A 23,516-nucleotide genomic window follows, 5' to 3' on the forward strand; every position below is an offset into this window, starting at 1 on the left:
CACTAGCCATGCTGCGCAAGGGGGACCTATGACAGATCGTGACAGCGATCGGTCCGTGTTTCATGATGGCCTATACAAACGTGCCATTAGTGAAATCGGAACACTACGAGAAAAACTACCAGAAGATGCGTTTGCAGATCTCGCCCGCGAGGTGATCCGTCGACTCTCGGACAAAACCGATACAGCGGCGGAAGCCGTTGCATTCCCCACTGATGCCAAAATCGAGGAGTTGGCGCGCGCACTGATTGACCCGAAACCTGATGCAGGCATTGCATTTATCGACCGCATCCGCGCCAAAGGCGCTTCGGTCGAGACTGTGTATCTGGCCTATCTGGCCCAAGCGGCACGCACGTTGGGCGACTGGTGGGAAGAAGACAAAGTCAGCTTTCCTGACGTCACACTCGCGACTGGTCACATCTATGCTGTGATGCGCGGTCTGCGTCCGTTGTTCAAACCCGAAGAAGATCTGCGGAACCACCCCTCAGCATTCTTTGTCGGTGTGCCTGGAGAGAATCATTTACTGGGTCTTTCTATGGCCGCGGATTTTTATCGCAAGAACGGCTGGGAAGTGTCGCTTAAGCGCGGGTTCACGCATGATGAGATCGTGCATTATGCTGCAACCTCGGGTCATAGGCTGATCGGTCTTTCTGGTGGTGGGTCACACGCGATTGTACCCCTTGCCAAGTTGATGATCGCGCTGCGCATCAGTGCGCCCAATGCTGCGATTTTAATTAGTGGTGCAGTTGTGAACACTGATCCGGAGAGTGTTACGGCACTGGGTGCTGATATCGTGCCCGATAGCATGGATGATGCTGTCTCACAATCGCGGGCCTTTTGGGAACAGTCGCGCAACCGCAGTCAAACCGGTTAGACCCCCCTGCGATCTGTAAGATACATCAAACACCAGATACAAAAATGGCGGCCCTTTCGAGGCCGCCATTTTCTTTTGTGTTGAGAGCCAGAGCTTAGCTATCAGATTTCGCTTCGACTTCTGGACCGACCGATACCAGATACGCCCAAACGTTGGCCGCATCTTCCTCATCGCGCAGTTTGAACGCCATTTTGGATTTTGCGCGTTTGTTATCTGTGTATTCGGCCAGATACTTCTTGGGGTCTGCCACGTATTTCACGAATTCTTCTTCGTTCCATTCCAGACCGGCTTCGCCTGCTTCGACGATGGATTTCCCGTATTTGAAATCGGCCGAGCCTGCGACGCGTGTATACACACCGTAAAGGTTCGGACCAGTGCGGCCGCCTTTTACGATATCATTACCATCGGCGTCCTGAATCATGTGGCACGCTTTGCACTTGTTGAACACCTTTTCACCGGCTTCTGCGTCGCCTGTGGCGTGGCCATCTGCGAATGCAGGGGCGCTCATCAGAGCGATTGTGGTGAATGCTGTTGCTGCGAATAGTTTCATTGTTATTTCTCCTTACCTTGCTGTCTCAACCTAAGTCGTTTCTTGCTCACGTAAAGGTCTGATCTCGAATAGTTGGCACAGATCAGTGCAGAGTCCAAGCAGCCTGTGTCATCTCTCATGAATAGCACGATACTGCGCATTTGTGTAAATCAAAGTTTACACTTGCTCGGCGGCTAACTGTCAGAGTATTCTGACACAATGAGCATTGCCATCTCGCCCCATCCCCGCCGCTTGCCGGATCCCTTTGCTGCGTTGCAGTTGATAAAGCCTATCACATGGTTTCCACCGATGTGGGCTTATTTGTGCGGGGCTGTTTCTTCGGGCGTATCGCCAGCGGGGCAATGGCCTTTGGTGCTGTTGGGTGTGGTTCTGGCGGGGCCCGTTGTCTGCGGTATGTCGCAAGCGGCCAATGATTGGTGTGACCGCCATGTTGACGCAATCAACGAGCCTGACCGCCCGATTCCCTCGGGCCGTATTCCAGGGCGTTGGGGGCTGTGGATTGCCCTTGCAATGACGGTGCTGTCGCTGATTGTCGGATACCAGCTGGGGCCATGGGGCTTTGGCGCGACGATTCTGGGTGTGGCTGCGGCTTGGGCCTATTCAGCCGAGCCGGTGCGCGCAAAACGCTCTGGCTGGTGGGGCCCGGGTCTGTGCGGCTTGGCGTATGAGACTTTGCCCTGGGTTACAGGTGCTGCGGTTCTTGCCGGTGGTGCGCCTGCCCCTTCTGTCATGCTGATTGCCCTGCTCTACGGGTTGGGCGCGCACGGTATTATGACCCTCAATGACTTCAAGGCGATCGAAGGCGACCGCCAGCTTGGGCTGCGATCGTTGCCGGTCACACTCGGCCCTGATCGTGCCGCGCGGCTTGCCTGTGTGATTATGGCTGTGCCGCAAGCGGTTGTGGTCGTGCTGCTTTTGCTTTGGGACAAGCCGCTGCACGCAGCAGGCATTTTTATTCTATTGGGCGTACAACTGGCTGCGATGCGGGTGCTGTTGCGCGATCCCGAAGGCAAGACTCCTTGGTATCAGGGGATGGGAATCCTTTTTTATATCAGCGGTATGATGATTGCCGCCTTTGCATTGCGGGGGCTTTAACATGCAACTGAACTGGCTTCAGATTTTCCGTCTCGGACTGGTGCAAATGGCGCTTGGCGCGATTGTCGTACTAACAACCTCGACGCTGAACCGCCTCATGGTGGTGGAGTTCGCCCTGCCCGCTGTGCTGCCTGGTGCGCTGGTTGGCTTGCATTATGGTATACAACTCAGCCGTCCGCGCTGGGGGTTTATCTCGGACAAGGGTGGCAACCGGACCAAGTGGATCATTGGTGGTATGGCGGTGCTGGCTCTGGGCGCACTGGTCGCAGCTTTTGCAGTCACGCTGTTTGCAACCAGTTACATTCTGGCGCTACTCCTGTCCTTGCTTGCCTATTCAGCCATCGGTCTGGGTGTTGGCGCATCTGGCACGTCCCTGTTGGCGCTACTTGCAACCACTACCGCACCCCACCGCCGCGCAGCGGCAGCCACTATCACGTGGTTGATGATGATCTTTGGCATCGCCCTGACGGCAGGTCTGGCGGGCAGCTTTCTTGATCCCTACTCCCCTGCCCGCCTGATGAGCGTTGTCAGCGTGGTTGTGACGGGCGCCTTTTTGCTTACCATCGTCGCCACAGGACGGATCGAGCGCGGCTTGATCGCCACCCAGCAGCAAGACCCGATGCCATTCATGGAAGGGCTGCGAGAAATCTGGGCAGAGCCTCATGCCCGCAACTTCACGCTTTTTGTCTTTCTCTCCATGAACGCCTACTTCATGCAGGAGCTAATCCTCGAGCCTTATGCAGGCCTTGTCTTTGGCTTTACGCCCGGCCAGTCCACCCAACTGAGCGGCGCACAAAACGGCGGTGTGTTTATGGGCATGCTCACTGTGGGTATCATGGCGACAGGCCTCAAGATCGGCAGTTTGCGTGCTTGGGTCACAGGCGGATGTCTGGGATCGGCAGTTGTCCTAGGAATAATCGCGGTCAATGGCGCAGGCGGCGGGTTTGCCCCGCTTATGCCGCTGGTTATCGTGCTGGGGTACTTCAACGGTATGTTTGCGGTTGCCGCAATTGGCTCCATGATGGCGCTGGCCTCTGACGGGCGCGAGCGCCGCGAAGGCACGCGCATGGGGCTATGGGGCGCGGCCCAAGCGATTGCCGCCGGATTCGGCGGGCTGACGGGGGCTGCGGCCGTCGATCTGTTTCGTATCTCGCTATCTGACGGGGCTGCCTTTGGCGCTGTCTTCACCATCGAAGCGGTCTTGTTCATCGCCTCTGCCTTTATGGCCCTGCATGTTCTGGGCCGCACATCTGCACCACTCAAACCCCAGCGCGAAACACCCGCGCTTGTTCCCGGAGAATAGCCAATGCTTGATATGAATGAGCCGAAATTCGATGTTGTCGTCGTAGGTGGTGGCCCTTGCGGTGCCACAGCGGCTGCCGATCTGGCCAAGCGCGGCTATAGCGTGGCCTTGCTGGACCGCGACGGACGGATCAAGCCATGTGGCGGGGCCGTGCCGCCGCGCATGATTCAGGACTATGACATACCTGACAGCCAGATCGTCGCGCGCATCCGCACCGCGCGCATGATCTCGCCCACACAGCGTCACGTCGATATCCCGATAGAGAACGGCTATGTCGGCATGGTCGACCGTGAGCATTTTGATGAATTCCTGCGCGTGCGCGCCGCTGATGCGGGTGCCATGCGCGTGACAGGCACCTACACCAAAATCACCCGCGACGAGGAAGGCACTCATGTGCATTACCGCGAAAAGGCCAGCGGCGAGAGCCGTGCAATGACCTGCCGCATGGTGATCGGCGCGGATGGTGCGCGCTCGAACGTGGCCAAAGCAGAGGTGCCGGGGGGCGACAAGATCCCGTATGTGATCGCGTATCACGAGATTATCGAAGCCCCTGCCGAGACAACCGAACACTACAATCCAAAACGCTGCGATGTGATCTATGACGGCAAGATCAGCCCCGACTTTTACGGCTGGATTTTTCCACATGGCAAATCTGCCAGCGTTGGTATGGGGACGTGCATCGACGGTGTGGACCTCAAGAAAGCCACTGCCGATCTGCGGAAGACCGCGGGTTTGACAGACTGCAAAACCATCCGCCGCGAAGGTGCGCCTATCCCGCTTAAACCGCTGGACCGATGGGACAATGGCAATGACGTTTTGCTGGCAGGTGATGCCGCAGGGGTTGTGGCACCGTCCTCGGGCGAAGGTATCTATTATGCAATGGCCTGTGGCACCTCTGCCGCCTTGGCAACCGCGCGACGTCTGCGCACAGGTATGCCATCTGATCTTAAACTCAGCCGCAAGATGTTCATGGGCGAGCATGGTCAGGTCTTTAAAGTATTGGGTGCCATGCAGAACGCCTACTATCAGTCAGATATGCGCCGTGAGCGTTTCGTCTCGCTTTGCCATGACGTTGATGTGCAAAAACTCACGTTCGAGGCCTATATGAATAAAAAGCTGGTTGCCGCACGGCCCTTGGCACATCTGAAAATCGGCATTAAGAATATCGCGCATCTGACCGGTCTCGTCGCCGAGACAAAGGTCTGAGCCGATGCGTGACGGAGACGTAATGACCGATATCATGATCCCCGCATGGATCGACGGAGAGTTGCAGCCTGTGGAAAAGCTGGACGCGCATCTGCGTGGCCTGCGGCACAAAGCCGTGTCAGTCTTTGTGATGGCGGGGGATGCGATGCTGATCCAGCGGCGTGCGCTTGGTAAATACCACACACCGGGCCTTTGGGCGAACACCTGCTGTACGCACCCCGAATGGGACGAGGCGGATAATACCTGTGCCATCCGCCGCCTTGGTGAAGAATTGGGGATCACAGACATTCAACCCAACCACCGCGGTCAGGTAGAATACCGCGCTGACGTGGGCGGTGGGTTAATCGAGCATGAATTGGTCGAGGTCTTTACCGTCGAGGCGACCCGCGCGCTGGCTCTCGCTCTTAATCCTGACGAAGTCATGGATACCCGCTGGATCACGCTGGACGATCTGCGCAGAGACATCGCCGCGACACCTGAAATCTTTACGCCCTGGCTTCGGATTTATATGGAGCAGCACAGCGCCCTCATCTTTGGCGCTGACGCTTAAGAGCATTTCTCTGAATTGAAAAAGCCCCCGCCGCGATGATCCGCAGCGGGGGCTTTTTTGCATCTGTTGCACCTGTCTTTTACAGATCGGTGACTTTCACACGCTGGACCTGTGCTGCCTGCAAGGCCGTTGCTGCAATATCGCCCGCTGTCATACCCGCATCAGCATACATCGCATCGGGGGCTGCTTGATCGATAAACCGGTCGGGTAATGTGACGGTGCGCACGGCCAGCGATTTTTCCAACCAACCTTCGTTGGCCAGATGGTGCAAGACCATCGCCCCAAAGCCACCCTGCGCGCCTTGCTCGACCGTGATCAGCACGCGATGCTTGCGCGCCAGCTGGTTGATCAGTGCCTTGTCCAGCGGTTTGGCAAAACGGGCATCGGCAACGGTAACGGTCAGCCCTTGGGATTCGATCAAATCGGCGGCGCGCTGGCTCTCGCCCAGATGCGCGCCGAACGACAGGATCGCCACGTCAAAGCCTTGGCGTACGATGATGCCTTTGCCGATCTCGAGCGGAACCCCTTTTTCAGGGATCAACACGCCCTCGCCTTCGCCGCGCGGATAGCGAAAAGCAATCGGCCCGTCATTATACGCCGCAGCTGTAGCAACCATATGCACCAGCTCTGCCTCGTCCGAGGCGGCCATGACCACCATATTCGGCAGGGCGGCAAGGTATCCGATATCAAAGGCGCCCGCATGTGTCGCCCCGTCAGCACCAACCAATCCCGCACGATCAATGGCGAAACGTACAGGCAGGTTTTGCAGCGCGACATCATGCACGATCTGGTCGTATCCACGTTGAAGAAAGCTGGAATAAATCGCGACAAAGGGCTTTAGCCCCCCCGCCGCAAGGCCAGCCGCAAACGTCACGCCGTGTTGTTCGGCAATGCCTACGTCAAACATCCGCCTGGGATGTGTTTTGGCAAACAGGTCTAGCCCCGTCCCCCCGGGCATCGCAGCAGTGATCGCGACGATTTTAGGATCGCGGGTAGCCTCGTTTGCCAGCGCCTCGCCAAAGATTTGGGTGTATGATGGCGCATTGGGCTTTGACTTGGCCTGAATACCGGTGGTCGGGTCGAACTTGGACACACCGTGATAGCTGTCGCTTGCGGCTTCGGCAGGGGCATAGCCTTTGCCTTTGACAGTACAGCAATGGATCAGAACCGGCCCCGTCGCCCGCGTGCGCGCGGCGCGCAAAACGCTAAGAAGTTGTGGCATATCGTGCCCGTTTATGGGCCCGATATACTGAAAGCCAAGGTTCTCGAACAGCGTGCTTTGCTCGGCCACTGCTCCGGTCACTAACTGGCGCGCACGGCGCGCATGGGCGCGCAGCGGGCCGGGCAAGGCAGCCTCGAACCCGTCGGCCACTTCCTTGAGCCCGCCAAGCGGCGAGGCATAGAGGCCCGACAGATATTTTGACATGGCGCCAACAGGGGGTGCGATGCTCATCTCGTTATCATTCAGGATCACAAACATGCGGCGGCCCATGGCGCCTGCGTTGTTCATCGCCTCAAAGGCCATGCCCGCACTGATGGACCCATCACCGATCACAGCAATCGCATCACCTGTCGCCTCGCCCATATCGCGCGCGACGGTAAAGCCGAGAGCGGCGGAAATAGAGGTTGAAGAGTGTGCCGCGCCAAAGGGGTCAAAGGCGCTCTCGGAGCGTTTTGTGAACCCCGATATCCCGCCTTCCTGGCGCAGGGTGTGCATCTTGTCACGGCGGCCAGTGAGAATTTTGTGAGGATAGCACTGGTGGCCCACATCCCAGATCAGTTTATCACGGGGGGTGTCGAAAACAGCATGCAATGCAACGGTCAACTCGACCACACCAAGGCTTGATCCCAGATGCCCGCCTGTCGTCGCGACAGAGGCAATCACGTCCTCACGCAGCTCGTCAGCCAGATGGCCCAGCTCGATGTCGTTGAGGGATTTCAGGTCCGAAGGGGCGGACACACGGTCTAGGTGGGGGGTGGGACTGCGCATTGCGGTCTCCTTTTCTCGACGAAAAATGGCTCTCGAACATGTTGGCTAGGGGTTCCTGTTGGCCCGGAACAGAGGGCGACAAACGCAGTGCGTGTCACCCCCTGTCTCCCGTAGCCAACAGGAGGCGTCAGGGGGTCGAGGCCCCCGACAGTACCAGATAACCCTAGGGACAGAGTTATCCGATCTTGGTGGAGCGGGCGCGTGATGCGCCCTGCTCGGTATCAGTTATGCAGTGGCGTTGGTATCCGCAGGCTGCATGTAGAAGACGTTGGGGTCCGGCGCTTCTTTGGATTCAGGGGGCAGTGCCTTCCCGATCCAGATCGTTGCGGCAAGAAAGAAGCCGACGACGATACAGAAGATTGCGGCATATCCTGCGCCCTTCAACATCAGCGCAAGTACATCAGCGCGGAGGCGGAAGGTCGTGTCATTGGACGTTCCCAGATAGTCGTGATTGTCACTCATGTCTCGATCTCCTTAATCAAGCGGCGCAAAGCCGTGGTCTTGCGCCCAGATGAACCAGTTGTCGACAACCGTACCTGTCAGCAGGATCCCGATACCGCCCGTGAGGGTGGTCAGAACTGCGAACCACCAGGCCCAGCGGTGGATACCTTCCATGGTGGCGTTAAAGCCCATGGTCCAGCGCCAGAAGAGTGCAGCACGCTCGGATGCTGTCCCGCGGTCAACGATCTGCTCGATCTCGCGCTCGCCGCCAAAACGGCTGACTGCAAGGATGGTCGCACCGTGCATCGCAAACAGCAGGGCAGAACCATAGAGGAACACAATGCTAAGCGCGTGGAACGGGTTGTAGAACAGGTTGCCGTAGGTCAGCGAGAACAGGTTGGTCCAGTCAAGGTGCGGGAAGATACCGTAGGGTACAGCCTCGCTCCATGATCCCATCAGGATGGGACGGAACAGACCCAACACAAGGAACAGCCAGATTGCAGAGGCAAACGCCCAAGCAACGTGTTTGCCCATGCCCAGCTCTTCGGCCCGCAGGTAGGTGCGGATCCACCAGCTAATCACCGAGACGAGCAAGAAGAACGAGGCAATCAGAAACCAGCCCCCCTCGTTCAGCGGTGCCATGCCCAGACCGTATTCCTCGGCGGGTGGCTCAAGAGCGAGCCAGAACAGCTCCCGCATGAACAGCGCCGGAGAGTAGTCAACCTGCGCCCAAAAGCTCATGCCGACGATGAAGAACCATGCAAAACCCGTGGCCAGCGACACAAGGCCGAAGGGGCCGAGGTAGATGGGACCAAGCTGTGCGTTGCCGACCAGACCAGCAAGTGTGTTAAAGCTGGCGCCTTTGGTGCGTTCGCGGGCGATGTTCCCTGTCGGGTCCATTCCCATTTCAGGCGGTCCTTGGACCTGAACCTGGGTGAAGATGTTTTGATATTCAGCCATTATTCATGTCCTCCTTAAAGGTCCGCCCACCAGGGCAATTCAGCGTACCAGTCCCACCATGCGCTCCACTGGTCGAACCAGATAGTGCCGGAGATGACGATACAGATGGCGCTCCACAAACCGGCGTTCAGTGCCAGCAGCAGACCCAGACGGTGGATCCCCAATGGCCCGATCGAATAGCCGATCAGATCACGGAAATACGTGTCTTCGTGGTCTGGTGTTGCGATGGTTTTGCCTTTGCCAGGGTTCACGGCCGACAGGACCAGTGAGCCATGCAGGGCCAATGCGAGACACGTTGTAAAGAAGAACGTGATCGCAACCATATGCGCAGGGTTATAGTGGAAGTTGCCGTATGCGTAGCCTACGTTGTTCACCCAATCAAGGTGGGAGAATATACCGTAGGGAAAGCCGTGGCCCCATGCACCCATCAACAACGGGCGAATGATCACCAATGTCACATAGGCAAGGATCGCCACACCAAAGGCGACGGGTACGTGATATCCCATACCCAGTTTGCGGCAGATTTCCACTTCGCGCAGCGCCCATGATATAAAGGCAAAGGTCGCACAGATCGTGATCACCTGCCACAGTCCACCTTCAGCCATCGGTGCGACACCAAGGCCCACCTCAACGGCTGGCGGCTCAATCGAGATAAGCCAAGGGTTCCACGTATCGCCGAGCGATGCGCCATAAAAAATTAAGATCGTTCCGAGGGCGGCGAAGAAAAATGTCGTGACGCCAAAAAAGCCGACATAAAATGGGCCTACCCAGAAGTCGAACAGATCTCCGCCCACCAGTGTCCCACCTCGGACACGGTATTTTCTTTCGAAGCTGAGCATTGCCATCTTCTGTCTCCTTTAGCGCCCCAACCCCAAGAGCGGGGCAGTCGTGCGCGTTGAAAATTGTACGGTTTGCCGTGGGCGGCGGAGGCGTACCCGCGTCGCCCACAGCGTGTTCGTGCAACTGAGCTTATTCGCCGGCTTCCGCGCCACCGAAGGCACGATTGAACCAGTTGGTCTCTGGGTTGCTGAGCAGGACGAGGTGAATCATCGCTGCAAGCAAAAAGAGGAACACACCCTGTGCCACGAAAACGCGACGTGGGTCGAAAATCAGCCAGATTTTGTAAAACTGTGCCATGTTAGAATATTCCTTCCGTTTACCAGTTGAACCAAGGCAGTTTGAAATAGGTCAGCAAGTGAGCAACTGACGCCACGATCGCGAAGATCATGAAGCCGCTCATGTAGACCGAGTGCAATTCCTGCGCTTGCTCGTCTGTCAAACCTGTGAAGGACAGGTCATTTTTATCAGCCATGTTTTTTCTCCTAGAAAAAATAGTACCGACGCCGCGCATCCCCCGCGGCCGGGTCACAACAGGGGACCGTCCCCTGCTTCAATTCACCAAACCTTCGCAGGAATGACGAATATCGATATGCCCTGGTCCCTCAGAAGCAAAAACTCTGGTCGTTGGATCTCTTCGGTGGCTTAAGCCGAGAAGATCCGGGGCGTAATAATCTGTGCTTGGCTCCACGCCGCTTTCACAGGCCCGCGCGCGGGCATCGCCATTTGCCGTACTGCCGTCAGGGCCCATGTGAGGACCGCCAGAGGCAGCGTGGCTACAAAGATAATCGCGAAATATGCGTAATATTCCCGCTGGCTGGCGGTCGTACTACGCTTGCGCGGCATGCTTGTATCATTGGTAAAATCAGTCATTTAGTTTCTCCCGTTTGGGTTGAAGACCGTTCACCGTTTCCAGAACCACCCGCTCTGCACCATTGTCCAGCGCCCGCTTTTCAGCTTCGTCACGCAGGGTCTTGGCCGCAGAGATGCGGGTCAGGATCGGATGTGTTGCCACGATTTCATCGAGGCGGGTCTGTGCGTCGGCATCCCAAGGGAAGTCACGGCGCAAAGGCGTGGGTGTTGCAGGTGCTTCGTCCATCTCACTGCCCAGCGGCAGAATGTGGAATAGCGCATCAAACAGGCCATTGCAGACCTCTTGCAACAAATAGGTGGCACCAGCGTAGCCCATAAAGGGCGTCCCCGTGGCGCGGCGGATCGCGGCGCCCGGGAAGCTGGCGGGAATGAACGTAGGTGCGGGACCAAAGCCAGACTTCATCTCGGCGAGGTACATCTTTTCATTGATGCTCCCCATCAGGATCAGCGGGCGCTTGGTATGAACCAGACTACGCACCTCGTCATTGTTGGTCTTTTTGCCACGCGTGCGTGCGATGGCAAAAGCACAGGGCAGTCCCAGATCATCTTCCAGAAAGCTGCGGATGCCGCGGGTATAGGTCTCATTCGCGACAATCCCGAAAGAAGCCGTCGCAAAGAAATCCTGCGTGACCGAGCGCCACAGATCCCAGACCGGTTTGATGGTCGAGTGCTTTTCCTGCTCAATAAACGGCTCGGGGTCGAGGCCCAGCATCTCGCCCAGCTTGCGCAGGAACAATGTGGTTGATTCAATGCCCATCGGCGCTTGCAGATAGGGCTTGCCCAATACTTCACACAGGCCACGACCGAATTCACGGTACATGGTGACATTCACATCCGAGTTCACCAGATTGCGCATCTCGCCCACATGCGCACCTAGTGGCATTACCATATTGATTTCAGCGCCAATGCCTTCGATCAGGCGACGAATTTCGGCCAGATCGGACGGCATGTTGAACGTGCCATACATCGGACCCAGGATATTGACGCGGGGGGCAGCACCCTCCTCACGCTTGACCTCTTTAGGCATACGCCCCTTGGTCATACCAAATTCGGTAAAGATCCAGGTCATCGCGCGGTCCGCCGATTCCCACTGATCCTCGTCAATCGTCCGGGGCAGGAACCGCTGGATGTTTGTGCCCGCAGGCGTCACACCGCCACCGATCATCTCTGCGATCGAACCGGTCACAACAACAGCAGGAAGTGCAGGGTCCAACGTCCCCCAGGCCCGCTTCATCGCTTCTTCGGTGCCAGAGCCCATTTCGCCCTCGCCCAAACCCGTCACCACAATCGGCAACTCGTGTGGCGGCAGCGCATCGGTATAGTGCAACACGGAGGTCACGGGCAGATTCTCGCAGCCCACAGGACCGTCAATCACACATTGCAGGCCTTTGACGGCACAGAACGCATAAACAGCACCCCAATATCCGCCCGCACGGTCATGGTCTTGCACTAGCATGTGACGCACTCCCGCTTATTTTTCTTGGCCATAAATCCTCTGGGGGAATTGGCGTTTACGCCAAGGGGGCAAAGCCCCTTAGCAAACGGAGGAATATGAAGAACCGCGTTCATCAAATCATCTCCGCCGCTTTTGCGGCCTTGGCGGCGCGCTCCAGCTTCTTGGCGTTCAGGGCGCGGAACTCTGGCTTCACGTTGGGGGATTTTTCCCAAACGCCAGCTGTGTCGCCATGGCCCACACCCTCGAAGAAATCCTTCATCTTGCCCATGCGCTCTTTGTTGCCCATGGCCGCGTTTACAACTTCCTGCAGCGAGCCTGCACCCGCCACACCCATAAGAGGGCGCGCAGAAATCAAATTGGTAAAGTAGAGAGACGGAATGCCCAGCTCTTTGCCCTTTTGCACAACAGGCGTGGTGCCGATGGCCAAGTCAGGCTGCACTGCTTCCATCGCGGCACAGTCATCTTCCAGTGATGCACGGAATTTCACTTTGACGCCTTTGGCCTCAAGCCAGGCGGCATCCGCAGCCGACCATTCGGATTTGGCACAGGCCGTTCCGACATAAGGCACGTTCGCGCCGCTTTCGATCAGAAGACGTGCGACCAGCAGTTCGGAGCCTTCATAGCCCGACAGCGTGATCGTGCCGTTGATCGGCGTCGCAGCAAGTGCTGCCTTGATCGCGGGCAGAAACATATTTTGCGCCTCTGCGACCTTTTCGGCGGACAAACCAAAAATATCACCAATGCCTTTAAGCCAGCCTGCTGTTCCATCCAGACCGATAGGAGCAGAGCCCAGAACCGGACGGCCCGCTGCCTGAAACTCGCGTACTGCAGCAGTATAAAACGGATGGATCGCGGCAACAGCTCCACAATCAAGCGCGCCATAAAGTTCGCGCCATTCACGGCAAGGTACAACAGGCCCCACAGCCAGACCCAGCGGGGCCAGCATCTGCCCGATCATCATCGGGTCGGCGGGGAACATCTCACCCAACAGGGTCACTGTCGGACGGTCTGACTTGCCCGACGCAGGCATCGGCACGGGGCCTGCCTTGATCTCTTCGCGGGCATATTTCAGCATCGCACCGGCCAACACGTCTTTGGCCTCGGCGTGGGTGGGTATGCCAAAGCCCGGCACATCGATCCCAACAATTCTTACACCGTTGATCTCGTCTGGCAGCAAACGCAGGGGCACACCGGATGCGGTAGGCACGCACAGGTTCGTCACGATAATCGCATCTGTCGTCTCTGGATCAGCAGCCTCGTGAACCGCTTCTCGGATATCTTCAAACAGCTTGCCCGTGACAAGAGACTCGGAATTGAACGGCACATACCCAACAGACCGGCGCGCACCGTAGAAATGGCTCACGAATGTCAGCCCATACACACAGCACGCAGAGCCGGACAAAATCGTTTTCACCCGTTTCATCCGCAGACCAACGCGCAAGGAGCCAAACGCAGGGCACATGCTCTGCGGTTGATCGTGGGGGCCAGTGGGATAATCGGCAGCGAATTGATCGAGCATTTCGGAGTTACCCGCCAAACGGGCGGCCTTCTCCATCTCGGATCCAGAAGAACAACCAAGCCCGTCCTGTGTCATCGGCACGGATGGCGCATCGGTCTGCCCCTCCGGCACGACTTCAGAAGCGATATGGCTCGGGTCGTCCATCATGATGAATACCTCATGCGACGCGTGTCGCGCGCAGCGTCAGACAACTCTTGTGTAGGCGCGCAATCTGCGGCCTCGATACGGTGCTTCACCATGTTCGTGACATTGGTCTGGTTGTCGTTGTCACCCGCACGTGTTTGCGCAGTCTCCAAAAACGTACCCTGCGCAATGTCATGCAGCAGACGTTCGATCTGCTCCGGCTCGGCTTTTGCCAAAACCGCTTTCAGCTCGTCAAAAATATATGCTTTATACGGTGTCATAGATCACCTCTAGACTCTCGGCGGGGGCTGCGTTTTTCCCGCGCATGTCCATATCGGTTGCAGGTTCCAGCACGACATTGCCACCGGTTTCGGAGGCGTCGAACAGATCCAGCAGACCATCCTGGGTCAGCGGGTTTGGCCGGACGGGCGGCGCAACCGAGACTTCATCACCAAGGGCTGCAAACAATGCGCCCCACTGGCTCTCGTTGGTGCCTACAATCTGGTAATTGGCGGATTTCTTGCGCAGATCATCGTCCTGAGGGATTGCGGCCAGCACTGGAATATCAACCGCTTTGGCAAATGCCGCAGCTTCACCGCTGCCGTCATCTTTGTTGATTACAAGACCCGCAACACCGACGTTGCCACCCAGCTTGCGGAAATACTCAACGGCCGAACAGACATTGTTGGCCACATACAGCGACTGCAAATCATTAGAGGCGACGAGAATAACCTTTTGCGCCATGTCGCGGGCAATTGGCAGGCCAAAGCCGCCACAAACCACGTCACCGAGGAAATCCAGAAGGACATAGTCAAAGTCCCAATCATGGAAGCCCAACTTCTCCAGCAGTTCAAAGCCGTGAATGATCCCGCGTCCGCCACATCCGCGGCCCACTTCCGGTCCGCCCAGCTCCATCGCGAAAACGCCGCCACGCTTAAAGCATACGTCGCCGATCTTCACTTCTTCACCAGCCAGCTTTTTACGGGTCGATGTCTCGATGATGGTCGGGCACGCCTTGCCGCCAAACAGCAGGGAGGTGGTGTCAGACTTGGGGTCGCACCCGATCAACAAGACACGTTTGCCCTGCTCGGCCATCATGTGGCTGAGGTTTGCAAGCGTAAAGGATTTGCCGATCCCGCCTTTGCCATAGATCGCAATGATCTGGGTTTTGGAGGTCGGCTCTTCGTGGATGATGTCTGCCAGATCTTCGTTCGCCTCGTCACGCAAACGCTGGTCAAAATCGGAAATGGTGCCGCCATCTTTGAGATTTGGGATATCAAGTGTCATGCGTGACCTTTCCAGTCGATGATCATTTTCAGGCAAGCCGCATCGGAAAACGCTGTGTGGTATGCGTTCGACGCGTCGGTTGCCGGTGATGTGTGGGTAATAAGGCCGCCAAGGCTCAAAGCGCCGGATTCAACCAGCGCCCGCGTGGCTGTCAGATCGTCACGCGTCCATTCGGCAGCAATGCGAAACCGCGCCTCTTTCATAAAGGCAGGCGGGAAGGCAAAACTGATGGCGTTGGGATAGAACCCCGCCAGAACAATCTCGCCACCGCGCGCGATCCGGCCCATCAACTGGCCCAGAATATTATCGCTACCCGAGGCATCGTAGACGGACATATAGTCTTTGCGCGGATCATCATCGGGGTGCATGACGTCGTAGCCAACAGCACCTACATGGCGATCGGGGTTCGTGTCCCAAACTGTCGGCGCAGGCGCGCCAGCAGCAACAGTCAAACGGGCCAACAAGCGACCAAGAACACCGTGACCGACAATCAGATCGGGAACCGATTTGTTTGGCCCCGCCATTGCGTGACGCGCTGTGGCCGCCAGTGCAAGCAATGCACCCTGCGCACCAAAGCCCGCGTCAATCCGTGTTGCACGCTCTGCATCGCTGACCAACAGGCTGGACGCCCCGCCAAACAATCCGAACGCACCGTCAAAACAATTGGCACCCGGCACAAAAACACGATCACCGACTTTGAAGTTCGTGGCAGAACCCGCCTCGACAACTTCACCAGCAGCTTCGTACCCTGGCACCAGCGGATAACCCATTCCCGGAAAGGGAGGCATATCGCCGGACCAGAACAGCTTTTCCGTACCGGTGGAAATCCCCGAATGACTGACCTGCACGACAATATCATTCTGTGTGGGCGGAATTACCTCTAACACATCAAGCCCGATCGTTTTGGGCTCTTTCAGAATGACAGCAGTGGTTTGCAATTCAGTCTCCGGTTCTTTTCGTGCCGCACCCCATCTCCAAGAGAAAAGGACTCACTGCGACAATTTATCTATCTGTAATACTAACTAGACATATCATAGTGTCAACTTAAATGGACACATTGCTGTCTAAAGAATGTTACGGTTTACGCGCCTCGACACATGAAGTGACAAAGGGCCGGGCTGCCGTCGGCGTTTTCACACTCTCGAAACCAGCTGCATGGCACAGGCTGGAAATCTCGTAGGCCGAGCGCGTGCGCCCTGTGCGCATTGCCAGCGTATACAGGGCGAAATAGGCATCCCCCGCCCGCGTGGGCCGCGCACCACCTGTCATCGGCTCGGAGATGATCAGCCGTCCGCCACTGGGCAGCGCAGCATAGCATGCGGCCAAAAGGTCCGAGACAGTCTCGTCGCTATGATCGTACAAAACCCGCACGAGACTGATCGCATCCGCGCCCTGCGGCAGCGCATCATCGCGGAACGAACCGCCAATGACGCTGCTGCGTTGCGAAAGGCCTGCCGCCTCGAATCGGTCGGTAGCAGACGGGGCCACTTCGGGCAGATCAAACAGGCACAACTCTATCTCGCCATAAGCAGCGCCAACGGCCGTCAGAAAGGCACCTGATCCGCCGCCGATATCCATCAGCCGCGAGATACCGCCAAAATCAACAGCAGCCAGCGTATCATCAGCCACCAATAACTGGCTCTGCGCCATCAGATCGGAATAGGTCGCAGCGACCTCGGGCTCCATGTTGCCACCGAAAACATAAGGCCAAAACCCCGCAAGCTCGGTCTGCACCTCACCACGAAAGAACGCTACAGGATCAGAGAGATCACGATAAAGAACGTCATGATGTGCGATCATCTGGCTTAGCCCCGGCACACCGACGAGCGCGGCGCCCGTGCGGCTCAGGCCGTAGCGCCCCGCGCGGCGGGTTTTCAGCACCCCCAAGGCCACGCCAGCACGCAAGAGAATTTGCATCCGCTCGGGCGGAACACTGGACTGCGCAGCCAAGGCGTCAGCATCCAGCGGCCCTTGCATCAGCTGTTGCGGGATCTCCAGTTGCACCAGTGCGGACAGCACTTGGGAATGGCAAAACCCTGCCAACAGATCAAACATCGCCTCGCCTTCACGGCGCACGATGCGGCGGGTCAACGGGAACTGTGCGGCCCATTTCTGAAAGCCGCGTCCAGACAGCAGACGGTTCATCCATGTGGGCTGTGAGCCTATACCGGTGTAGGTAGAATCGCTCATTCGCCAGCAATCTTTGCGGCCTGTGCTGCGCGCCATTTGATCGGCGTCAACACCTCGGCCTGCGCTGTCACCATCGCAGCCAGCATCGCTTCGCCAGGGCATTTGGGGATCGAGGCGATGGCCCCCCCCAGAATATCACGCATCCGCTGGATCGCACCATCCACGCCCAACTGCGTCACAGCGTTGGGGCGTCCGTGCAAGTCATCCTGCCCAACAGGCTTGCCCAGCGTTTCTTCATCATAGAGCGCATCACGCAGATCATCGGCGACCTGAAAGGCCTCACCGATTCGCGCGCCTAATTCTTCCCATGGCTCACCCTCCTGCCCGCCTGCGATGGCACCCATCTGGGTAGCAGCCATAAACAACGCGCCAGTTTTGGCGGCATGATAGGCGGACAGATCAATCTCGCTCTCGCTCTCCCATCCCTGCCCCGCGCAAATGCCGTTTGGCATGCCCGAGCGGGTGGCCAGAACGCGCATCATCGCAGCGGCGCGCATTGGATCATCAGCAGCAGCTTTGGCCAGCACCTCGAAGGCCATAATGATCAGGCTGTCGCCCACCAATACTGCCAGTGATTCGCTGTAGGCCTTATGCACCGAAGGCTTGCCGCGGCGCGTGTCTGCATCATCAAAACAAGGTAAATCATCATGCACCAGCGAGGCACAGTGCATCAACTCAAGCGCGGTCGCAGCGGCATCGGCCAGTTTGGGGTTTTGGTCCCCGCAGGCGGCAGCAACGCTTAGCAATATGGTAGGGCGGATACGCGCACCGCCTGGTGTGACGGCGTAATGCAGCGCCTCGGCCAGTTTGGCGGGGCTGGGCGCGGTCTGTCCGTCGCGGATGGCCTGCATGATTGCGCTGTCTATTCTTTTGGCAAATGACATGATGCTTTTCCTCAGCCGTCCGATTTATAATGTAAACTGTTGCTGACAGCCTAACTGTAAACTAAACTGGACACATTCAAGCCACTTGTCAATCACCCGTCGGAGCATGGCATCATAAAGCAACACCCACATATCGCCGTGATCGGAGCGGGAATCGGCGGGCTCAGCGCCGCGCTGCGTCTTGCGCACAGCGGCGCACAGGTCACGGTTTTTGAACGTCACGCGACACCGGGCGGCAAAATGCGTACCCTGCCAACTGTGGCAGGTCCAGTGGATGCAGGCCCGACTGTACTGACCATGAGGCACGTCTTTGACACCCTGTTCAGCGATGTGGGTACACGGCTCAGCGATCACGTCACCTTGCTGCAAGAGCCGCTATTGGCGCGTCATTTCTGGGCAGACGGCACCACGCTGGACCTGATGGCAGATCATGCAGCCAGCGTTGAAAATATCGGCGATGCCTTTGGCCCGCGCGCCGCGCAGGATTTCACCCGCTTTTGCAAACGCGCCGAAACGCTGTTTAACGGGTTCGATGCACCAATGATGCGCGCACAGACCCCCAGCATCGCCTCGCTCACGCTCGCTGTACTGCGCAACCCTGTGCTGATCCGCGCGATGGCCCCGCACCACACCCTTGCGGGGATGCTGCGCAGTGCTTTTTCCGAACCGAAACTTGCCCAGCTTTTTGCGCGTTATGCCACCTACGTGGGCGGGTTGCCCGCCACCTCCCCCGCCGTGCTGTCCCTGATCTGGGAGGCCGAACGGCGCGGTGTCTGGCATGTACAAGGCGGGATGCATCAACTGGCCGCTGCGATCACAAAACTGGCGGCACAAAAGGGTGCGACGTTTCAATTCAACACGCATGTCACCCGCATAGAGACAACCCAAGGCCACCCCTACGCCATTCATACCGAAGCGGGACGCACACCTGTCGACGCCGTGCTGTTCAACGGCGATCCGCGCGCGCTGAGCCGCGGGATGTTAGGCACTGCTTTGACCGATACCATCGCACCCAGCGGAACCGAACCGCGCAGCCTGTCTGCCCAAGTGCAAGCTTTTGCCGCCGAACCCACCGATGGCTTTCCGCTGGCTGCCCATAACGTCTTTTTCGCCGATAATCCGCAGGGCGAATATGCCCCCCTTGCCGCTGGCGGTATCCAGCCCGACCCCACCCTATACATCTGTGCGCAGGACCGTTTTGGCGGCGCGCATCCGCACGGCCCCGAGCGGTTCGAGATCATCCTCAACGCCCCTCCCGCGCCCGATGCCCCCACCCCTTACCCACAGGAGAACGCGCAATGTCAGACATCGATCTTCAACAGGCTGGCACGCTTCGGGCTGACCTTCAGCCCCGCGCCAGACATCAGCACCCTGACGGGGCCGCGCAACTTCGACGCTCTGTTTCCGGCATCGAACGGGTCTCTCTACGGGCGATCCCCAGCGGGGATGATGGCAGCGTTTGCCCGCCCGACAGCACGGACAAAAATGCCCGGACTATATCTGGCGGGGGGCGGGGTACACCCGGGCGCGGGGGTGCCGATGGCCACGCTCTCCGGCCAGCTTGCGGCAGAGGCGATGATCAGCGACCTATGTTTAACCTCGACGTCCCAGCAGGCGGCTACGCATGGTGGTATGTCGACGGCGTAAGCGATTGCGGGACCAAAGCAATCTCTGTCATCGGGTTCATCGGCTCGGTCTTTTCGCCTTGGTATCACTGGTCTGGGCGGGGCAATCCGTCAAACAACTGCTGCATCAACGTGGCGACATACGGTGCAGGCGGCAGGTTCACCATGACCGACCGTGGCGAGAACGCCTTGCAAGCCACGCCGGATATGCTGCGGGTCGGGCCGTCCTCCATGTACTGGAACGGCGAACAGCTGGTCATCGACATTAACGAAATTTCATCACCCCCGATCATCAGCCGCGTGCAAGGCCAGATCACCATCACGCCAGAGGCTGTCACAAACGTCGAGCTGCCGCTGACCCGCGATGGCGCGCATGTCTGGCGGCCCTTCGCACCTTCTTCACGCATAAGGGTTGATCTGGAAGCGCCGGGTTGGCAATGGAACGGGCATGGCTATTTCGACGCCAACTTCGGCACCCGCCCGCTGGAGCAGGATTTCAGCTATTGGACATGGGGCCGCTACCCCACCCGTGACGGCGCCACATGTTTTTATGATGCAAACCGCCGTGACGGAACAGCGCTGGATGCGGCAATCGCTTTTGACCGCAATGGCAAGGCCAAGCTGATAGACGCACCCGCCCGCACACCATTCAAACGCACACTATGGGCCTTGCGCCGCGAAACCCGCGCCGATGCAGGCACCACGCCACGCCAGATCAAACCGATGCTGGACGCGCCGTTCTATTCCCGTTCGGTGGTAGAGACGACCGTCAACGGCGAAACAGTGCAAGGCGTCCACGAAGCCCTCGATCTGGACCGCTACAAACAACCATTGCTGAAACCGATGCTGGCGGTACGGGTGCCGCGCAGGCGCAACTGGCAGTTCTGAGCGGGCCTATCGCTGGCCGTCTTTACCACCCGCAGCATCGGGCGCGATGTCCTGCACCGATTGCGTCGCCGCTGCGGCAATGGCTTGCTTATCCTCTTCAGTCAGATGTTGCCCGCTCATCGATGGCAGCGCCACGCGCACCTCGCGGCGGGCAAACTCCAGACCGTTCTCGGCGAAATCTTTGTTCACGCGGTTGAAAATCTCTTTTCGGATCATGAACTGCTTGCCCGGTTTGGCCATGAACTTGCCCCGGATCACCATGCCCACATCGTCAATTTCCAGCACCCCTTGGGATTTGAACGGTTGCAGGAAATCGCCCTCGAACTCGGGCGCGGCCATCAGATCCTGACCGATCTTCTTGAATATCTTTTTGATCTTGATGGGGTCACTGTCGAACGGCACCGTAAAGCGCAGCTTCATAATCACCCAATCGCGTGAGAAATTGGTGACTTTGGGAATCTCGCCATAAGGGATCGTATGCACAGGCCCCTTGTGATGACGCAGCTGCATCGAGCGGATCGAGATTTTCTCGACCGTGCCCATCGTCCCCTCCACGTCCACATATTCGCCCACGCGAAACGCATCATCCACCAGAAAGAACACGCCCGACACAACGTCAGTCACCAGTTTTTGCGCACCAAAACCAATGGCCAGACCAACGATAGAGGCACCAGCCAAAAGCGGCGTGGTATCGACCCCGATGTTGCTGAGGCCCAGCAACAAAAACAGCGTCACAATCACCGTTCGCGTGACCAGCAATATCAGCGGCAACACTGTCGACAGACGCGATCCCCCCGCACCGCCGCCATCACCGCCCACTTCCTGTTCGTCAGGCACATAGCCCGATGCGGTCTGCTCGGCCGCCAGCTTGCGGTTGATGACCAGCGATGCCGCCTCATACAGCAGATAGCCGATGGACATGATGATAAGAAATTCGATTATGTTGGCGGCAAACTGCGCGCCCACGCCTGCCTCGGCAATGGACCGCGCGCTCATCCCCCAGAAGTTGGCGATCGACAGAACCACCACAGCAAAAATCACCACACGCCCGATACGGATATAGGCACGTTTGGAGGCGTAATAAGCGCGCTCAGCCATGGGCCCTTCGCCGGTCATGGCAGGGGTCAGATGACGCACAAGGCCGCGAATGGCGGTATCCATCGCGGGAGCAAACATCAGCAGCAGCATGGTTTTGTAGTGCGGTGCAGTGCCCAGCAACTCAAAGTTGCCGTAGCTGACCACCATGTTGATGATCCACCACATTACTACAAACACAGCGATGTTGGCATAGGGATACAGCTGCGCTGCACGCTCTTCCATCGGTGTGACATCAGGGTCAGCGCCGCGCATCATTCCCACACCCGCCTCGCGGTAGCGCCAGAAGATCACGATCAGATAGATATGCAGTGACAGGTTCAGCCAGAACCCCAGCCGCAACTCCCCCAGCGGGACACCGTTGTTGGCATTGAAAACCTGGATCGCAGCGGAAAATCCGATCAAGATGGCCAGCCAGAACTGGTGAAAACAAAACGCCCGCGCGATGGGTGTGGTGACATTCAGCAACCTGTATTCAGGGTTCATCGGCGCAAAGAAGAAGAACGCGAATGCCAGCATCATGCGCGGAAAGCCGATCAGATATATCCCGACCAGCTGCACCGTGGGAAAGAACATTTCCGGCAAAATCAGCTTGCCTGTGGTGCGGGCCACCAGCACAAAAATGACTACGGCAATCACTTGCGTCGTCAGGCGCTGCACCAAAAGTTGCATCGTCTCACGCAGTTTGATGTTATCAGGATCAGCAGGCGGCAAGATCTGCCAATTGCGCGTGGCACGACGGAAAAGCATCTCGGCAAGGGCTGCGATGCCGAACACCACCAGCATATACCCCAGAAGCTGCAGCACCCCGCTGCCACCCCCAATGGATTCGTAAAAATTTGTGAATGCCCGCGCCTGTCCCGAAAACAGATCGGGCAACCGCTGCACAGGCGTAACAACCGACTGCCACGCGCCCGTCGTCGCATGATAGATAAAATCTTCGGTGGCCTCTGTCTCGGTTTTTGCAGCCAGCGCCGCCTGCGTTCCCAACTGGTCGAGCAATAGGGCGCGTACTTCACTATCGGACAGCCGCGAGATCAGCGCATTCGCGGCCTCGGTGGTCAGAGGATCAGGCAGGGCCGGCGTGCCTGTATCTGCCTCGGGCGAGGACAGGATCGACATTTGCGCACTGGCCGCACCAACCAGTGCAAATACAGCGATGAAAAGCGCACCAAGATACCGTATCACCATGATCCTCGTCCCCTTAGGTCATTCCCCAAGGACTAAACGGGTAAAGGAGATTTTATACAACCACCCACAGGCAACCCGCCCAAGCATCCGTGCTACATATCGTTAACGGTAATCGGTACAACATCGCGGTTCATGCGCCACATCTCAAAATTCAGCGCAGCCGCGACAGTGACCCAAACCAAATAAGGCACAAACGCCATGCCTGCCCAAAAATCCAGCGAGAAGGCTGTGACGAGGCAGCCAAGCACACTCAGCCACAAGGGCACCATAACGCCCAGCGATCCCTTGATCCGACGCAGCCCGAAAAACAGTGGCGTCCAGAGTGTGGAGAGTGCCGCCTGCGCCGCCCAGAACGCCATCGCATAAGCGTTATCATCCAACACAGCCAGACGTGCGCCCGCGAAGGAAATCAGCAAATAAATCGTTGTCCAAGCAACGGGGAACGCCCAATCGGGCGGGGTAAACCACGGCTTATCAAGTGTCTTGTACCAATCACCCGGCTGAAAGACCGCGCCAGTGGCACCCGCGGCGCAGCACGCCAGCATGAAAATCGCAAAAAGATATATGTCCATGACGCAGATA

At 57.8% G+C, this 23,516-nt stretch carries 24 protein-coding genes; 7 read left to right on the forward strand and 17 right to left on the reverse strand.

All coding sequences use genetic code 11. From position 1 onward, the window contains the following. The first annotated feature begins 28 nt into the window (after positions 1-28). Complete coding sequence (locus tag Q0903_RS19205; RefSeq protein WP_299417920.1) at positions 29-871, forward strand: cobalamin-dependent protein; 843 nt, start codon at positions 29-31, stop codon at positions 869-871. A 94-nt stretch (positions 872-965) separates the two neighbouring features. Here the strand turns inward: Q0903_RS19205 and Q0903_RS19210 are convergent, their stop codons facing one another. Further along, a complete protein-coding gene (locus tag Q0903_RS19210) occupies positions 966-1,421 on the reverse strand; it encodes a c-type cytochrome (RefSeq protein WP_299031871.1) in 456 nt (151 codons plus the stop codon). A 198-nt stretch (positions 1,422-1,619) separates the two neighbouring features. Here Q0903_RS19210 and chlG point away from each other — a divergent pair, with 198 nt between their 5' ends. The 4 genes from chlG to idi are packed head-to-tail and all read left to right on the forward strand — an operon-like array spanning position 1,620 to position 5,575. Continuing rightward, the gene (gene chlG / locus Q0903_RS19215) at positions 1,620-2,516 is read left to right on the forward strand and encodes a chlorophyll synthase ChlG (RefSeq protein WP_299031874.1); all 897 of its coding nucleotides are present in this window, start codon (positions 1,620-1,622) and stop codon (positions 2,514-2,516) included. Between the two features lies 1 nt (position 2,517). Continuing rightward, positions 2,518-3,819, forward strand: a complete 1,302-nt coding sequence (locus tag Q0903_RS19220; RefSeq protein ID WP_299417923.1) for a BCD family MFS transporter — start codon at positions 2,518-2,520, stop codon at positions 3,817-3,819. Positions 3,820-3,822: 3 nt separating this feature from the next. After that, positions 3,823-5,025 carry a geranylgeranyl diphosphate reductase gene (locus tag Q0903_RS19225; protein ID WP_299031880.1) on the forward strand — a complete coding sequence of 401 codons (1,203 nt, stop codon included), beginning with the start codon at positions 3,823-3,825 and terminating at the stop codon, positions 5,023-5,025. Positions 5,026-5,047: 22 nt separating this feature from the next. Then, positions 5,048-5,575, forward strand: a complete 528-nt coding sequence (gene idi / locus Q0903_RS19230; protein ID WP_299031883.1) for an isopentenyl-diphosphate Delta-isomerase — start codon at positions 5,048-5,050, stop codon at positions 5,573-5,575. A 79-nt stretch (positions 5,576-5,654) separates the two neighbouring features. Here the strand turns inward: idi and dxs are convergent, their stop codons facing one another. The 14 genes from dxs to Q0903_RS19300 all read right to left on the reverse strand — a co-directional run bounded on the left by dxs (position 5,655) and on the right by Q0903_RS19300 (position 18,135). Then, positions 5,655-7,565, reverse strand: a complete 1,911-nt coding sequence (gene dxs, locus Q0903_RS19235) for a 1-deoxy-D-xylulose-5-phosphate synthase (protein WP_299417925.1) — start codon at positions 7,563-7,565, stop codon at positions 5,655-5,657. 225 nt (positions 7,566-7,790) lie between these two features. Further along, positions 7,791-8,027 (reverse strand): RC-LH1 core complex protein PufX, encoded by a 237-nt coding sequence (pufX, locus tag Q0903_RS19240; protein ID WP_299031889.1) that lies wholly within the window; start codon positions 8,025-8,027, stop codon positions 7,791-7,793. Between the two features lie 12 nt (positions 8,028-8,039). Next, positions 8,040-8,966 carry a photosynthetic reaction center subunit M gene (gene pufM / locus Q0903_RS19245; RefSeq protein ID WP_299031892.1) on the reverse strand — a complete coding sequence of 309 codons (927 nt, stop codon included), beginning with the start codon at positions 8,964-8,966 and terminating at the stop codon, positions 8,040-8,042. A 14-nt stretch (positions 8,967-8,980) separates the two neighbouring features. Beyond that, entirely contained in the window at positions 8,981-9,811 is an 831-nt protein-coding gene (gene pufL, locus Q0903_RS19250; protein ID WP_299031895.1) for a photosynthetic reaction center subunit L, read from the reverse strand. Between the two features lie 124 nt (positions 9,812-9,935). After that, a complete protein-coding gene (pufA, locus tag Q0903_RS19255; protein WP_212706598.1) occupies positions 9,936-10,103 on the reverse strand; it encodes a light-harvesting antenna LH1, alpha subunit in 168 nt (55 codons plus the stop codon). Between the two features lie 19 nt (positions 10,104-10,122). Beyond that, the gene (gene pufB / locus Q0903_RS19260; protein WP_299031905.1) at positions 10,123-10,278 is read right to left on the reverse strand and encodes a light-harvesting antenna LH1, beta subunit; all 156 of its coding nucleotides are present in this window, start codon (positions 10,276-10,278) and stop codon (positions 10,123-10,125) included. 170 nt (positions 10,279-10,448) lie between these two features. Beyond that, the gene (pufQ, locus tag Q0903_RS19265) at positions 10,449-10,676 is read right to left on the reverse strand and encodes a cytochrome PufQ (RefSeq protein ID WP_299031909.1); all 228 of its coding nucleotides are present in this window, start codon (positions 10,674-10,676) and stop codon (positions 10,449-10,451) included. Continuing rightward, complete coding sequence (gene bchZ / locus Q0903_RS19270; protein ID WP_299031912.1) at positions 10,669-12,132, reverse strand: chlorophyllide a reductase subunit Z; 1,464 nt, start codon at positions 12,130-12,132, stop codon at positions 10,669-10,671. The genes pufQ and bchZ overlap by 8 nt, the downstream gene beginning before the upstream one ends. A gap of 112 nt (positions 12,133-12,244) precedes the next feature. Beyond that, positions 12,245-13,798 carry a chlorophyllide a reductase subunit Y gene (bchY, locus tag Q0903_RS19275; protein WP_299031914.1) on the reverse strand — a complete coding sequence of 518 codons (1,554 nt, stop codon included), beginning with the start codon at positions 13,796-13,798 and terminating at the stop codon, positions 12,245-12,247. Continuing rightward, positions 13,795-14,055 (reverse strand): hypothetical protein, encoded by a 261-nt coding sequence (locus Q0903_RS19280; protein ID WP_299031917.1) that lies wholly within the window; start codon positions 14,053-14,055, stop codon positions 13,795-13,797. The genes bchY and Q0903_RS19280 overlap by 4 nt, the downstream gene beginning before the upstream one ends. Next, a complete protein-coding gene (locus tag Q0903_RS19285; RefSeq protein WP_299031920.1) occupies positions 14,042-15,061 on the reverse strand; it encodes a chlorophyllide a reductase iron protein subunit X in 1,020 nt (339 codons plus the stop codon). Before Q0903_RS19285 ends, Q0903_RS19280 begins: the two co-directional genes overlap by 14 nt. Continuing rightward, positions 15,058-15,999: a chlorophyll synthesis pathway protein BchC gene (gene bchC, locus Q0903_RS19290; protein WP_299031922.1), complete on the reverse strand. Its 942-nt coding sequence runs from the start codon at positions 15,997-15,999 to the stop codon at positions 15,058-15,060. The genes Q0903_RS19285 and bchC overlap by 4 nt, the downstream gene beginning before the upstream one ends. Positions 16,000-16,135: 136 nt before the next feature. Further along, on the reverse strand, positions 16,136-17,251 hold the full coding sequence (locus tag Q0903_RS19295) for a methyltransferase (RefSeq protein WP_299417930.1): 1,116 nt from the start codon (positions 17,249-17,251) through the stop codon (positions 16,136-16,138). Continuing rightward, complete coding sequence (locus Q0903_RS19300; RefSeq protein ID WP_299031928.1) at positions 17,248-18,135, reverse strand: polyprenyl synthetase family protein; 888 nt, start codon at positions 18,133-18,135, stop codon at positions 17,248-17,250. The genes Q0903_RS19295 and Q0903_RS19300 overlap by 4 nt, the downstream gene beginning before the upstream one ends. Before the next feature lie 138 nt (positions 18,136-18,273). On the opposite strand from Q0903_RS19300, the gene crtD reads away from it, so the two are divergent. Together crtD and crtC are read left to right on the forward strand one after the other, a co-directional pair. After that, positions 18,274-19,782, forward strand: coding sequence for a 1-hydroxycarotenoid 3,4-desaturase CrtD (crtD, locus tag Q0903_RS19305; RefSeq protein ID WP_299417932.1), 1,509 nt, complete (start codon positions 18,274-18,276; stop codon positions 19,780-19,782). Beyond that, positions 19,725-20,648 carry a carotenoid 1,2-hydratase gene (gene crtC / locus Q0903_RS19310; protein ID WP_299417934.1) on the forward strand — a complete coding sequence of 308 codons (924 nt, stop codon included), beginning with the start codon at positions 19,725-19,727 and terminating at the stop codon, positions 20,646-20,648. The genes crtD and crtC overlap by 58 nt, the downstream gene beginning before the upstream one ends. Before the next feature lie 6 nt (positions 20,649-20,654). On the opposite strand, the gene Q0903_RS19315 is transcribed toward crtC, so the two are convergent. Together Q0903_RS19315 and Q0903_RS19320 are read right to left on the reverse strand one after the other, a co-directional pair. After that, positions 20,655-22,934: a mechanosensitive ion channel family protein gene (locus Q0903_RS19315; RefSeq protein WP_299417936.1), complete on the reverse strand. Its 2,280-nt coding sequence runs from the start codon at positions 22,932-22,934 to the stop codon at positions 20,655-20,657. A 92-nt stretch (positions 22,935-23,026) separates the two neighbouring features. Beyond that, positions 23,027-23,506: a TspO/MBR family protein gene (locus tag Q0903_RS19320; protein ID WP_299417938.1), complete on the reverse strand. Its 480-nt coding sequence runs from the start codon at positions 23,504-23,506 to the stop codon at positions 23,027-23,029. Positions 23,507-23,516 lie beyond the last annotated feature (10 nt).

The sequence above is a fragment of the uncultured Sulfitobacter sp. genome (assembly GCF_947502895.1).
Taxonomy (GTDB): Bacteria; Pseudomonadota; Alphaproteobacteria; order Rhodobacterales; family Rhodobacteraceae; genus Sulfitobacter.

Coding starts and splice junctions, on each gene's coding strand:
- Q0903_RS19300 (WP_299031928.1), bottom strand. CDS start 18,135: ATGTCATTTGCCAAAAGAATAGACAGCGCAATCATGCAGGCCATCCGC.
- Q0903_RS19320 (WP_299417938.1), bottom strand. CDS start 23,506: ATGGACATATATCTTTTTGCGATTTTCATGCTGGCGTGCTGCGCCGCG.
- pufB (WP_299031905.1), bottom strand. CDS start 10,278: ATGGCTGATAAAAATGACCTGTCCTTCACAGGTTTGACAGACGAGCAA.
- chlG (WP_299031874.1), top strand. CDS start 1,620: ATGAGCATTGCCATCTCGCCCCATCCCCGCCGCTTGCCGGATCCCTTT.
- pufQ (WP_299031909.1), bottom strand. CDS start 10,676: ATGACTGATTTTACCAATGATACAAGCATGCCGCGCAAGCGTAGTACG.
- Q0903_RS19225 (WP_299031880.1), top strand. CDS start 3,823: ATGCTTGATATGAATGAGCCGAAATTCGATGTTGTCGTCGTAGGTGGT.
- pufL (WP_299031895.1), bottom strand. CDS start 9,811: ATGGCAATGCTCAGCTTCGAAAGAAAATACCGTGTCCGAGGTGGGACA.
- pufM (WP_299031892.1), bottom strand. CDS start 8,966: ATGGCTGAATATCAAAACATCTTCACCCAGGTTCAGGTCCAAGGACCG.
- pufX (WP_299031889.1), bottom strand. CDS start 8,027: ATGAGTGACAATCACGACTATCTGGGAACGTCCAATGACACGACCTTC.
- Q0903_RS19220 (WP_299417923.1), top strand. CDS start 2,518: ATGCAACTGAACTGGCTTCAGATTTTCCGTCTCGGACTGGTGCAAATG.
- dxs (WP_299417925.1), bottom strand. CDS start 7,565: ATGCGCAGTCCCACCCCCCACCTAGACCGTGTGTCCGCCCCTTCGGAC.
- Q0903_RS19295 (WP_299417930.1), bottom strand. CDS start 17,251: ATGAGCGATTCTACCTACACCGGTATAGGCTCACAGCCCACATGGATG.
- idi (WP_299031883.1), top strand. CDS start 5,048: ATGACCGATATCATGATCCCCGCATGGATCGACGGAGAGTTGCAGCCT.
- bchY (WP_299031914.1), bottom strand. CDS start 13,798: ATGATGGACGACCCGAGCCATATCGCTTCTGAAGTCGTGCCGGAGGGG.
- pufA (WP_212706598.1), bottom strand. CDS start 10,103: ATGGCACAGTTTTACAAAATCTGGCTGATTTTCGACCCACGTCGCGTT.
- Q0903_RS19315 (WP_299417936.1), bottom strand. CDS start 22,934: ATGGTGATACGGTATCTTGGTGCGCTTTTCATCGCTGTATTTGCACTG.
- Q0903_RS19285 (WP_299031920.1), bottom strand. CDS start 15,061: ATGACACTTGATATCCCAAATCTCAAAGATGGCGGCACCATTTCCGAT.
- crtC (WP_299417934.1), top strand. CDS start 19,725: ATGTTTAACCTCGACGTCCCAGCAGGCGGCTACGCATGGTGGTATGTC.
- Q0903_RS19205 (WP_299417920.1), top strand. CDS start 29: ATGACAGATCGTGACAGCGATCGGTCCGTGTTTCATGATGGCCTATAC.
- Q0903_RS19210 (WP_299031871.1), bottom strand. CDS start 1,421: ATGAAACTATTCGCAGCAACAGCATTCACCACAATCGCTCTGATGAGC.
- bchZ (WP_299031912.1), bottom strand. CDS start 12,132: ATGCTAGTGCAAGACCATGACCGTGCGGGCGGATATTGGGGTGCTGTT.
- Q0903_RS19280 (WP_299031917.1), bottom strand. CDS start 14,055: ATGACACCGTATAAAGCATATATTTTTGACGAGCTGAAAGCGGTTTTG.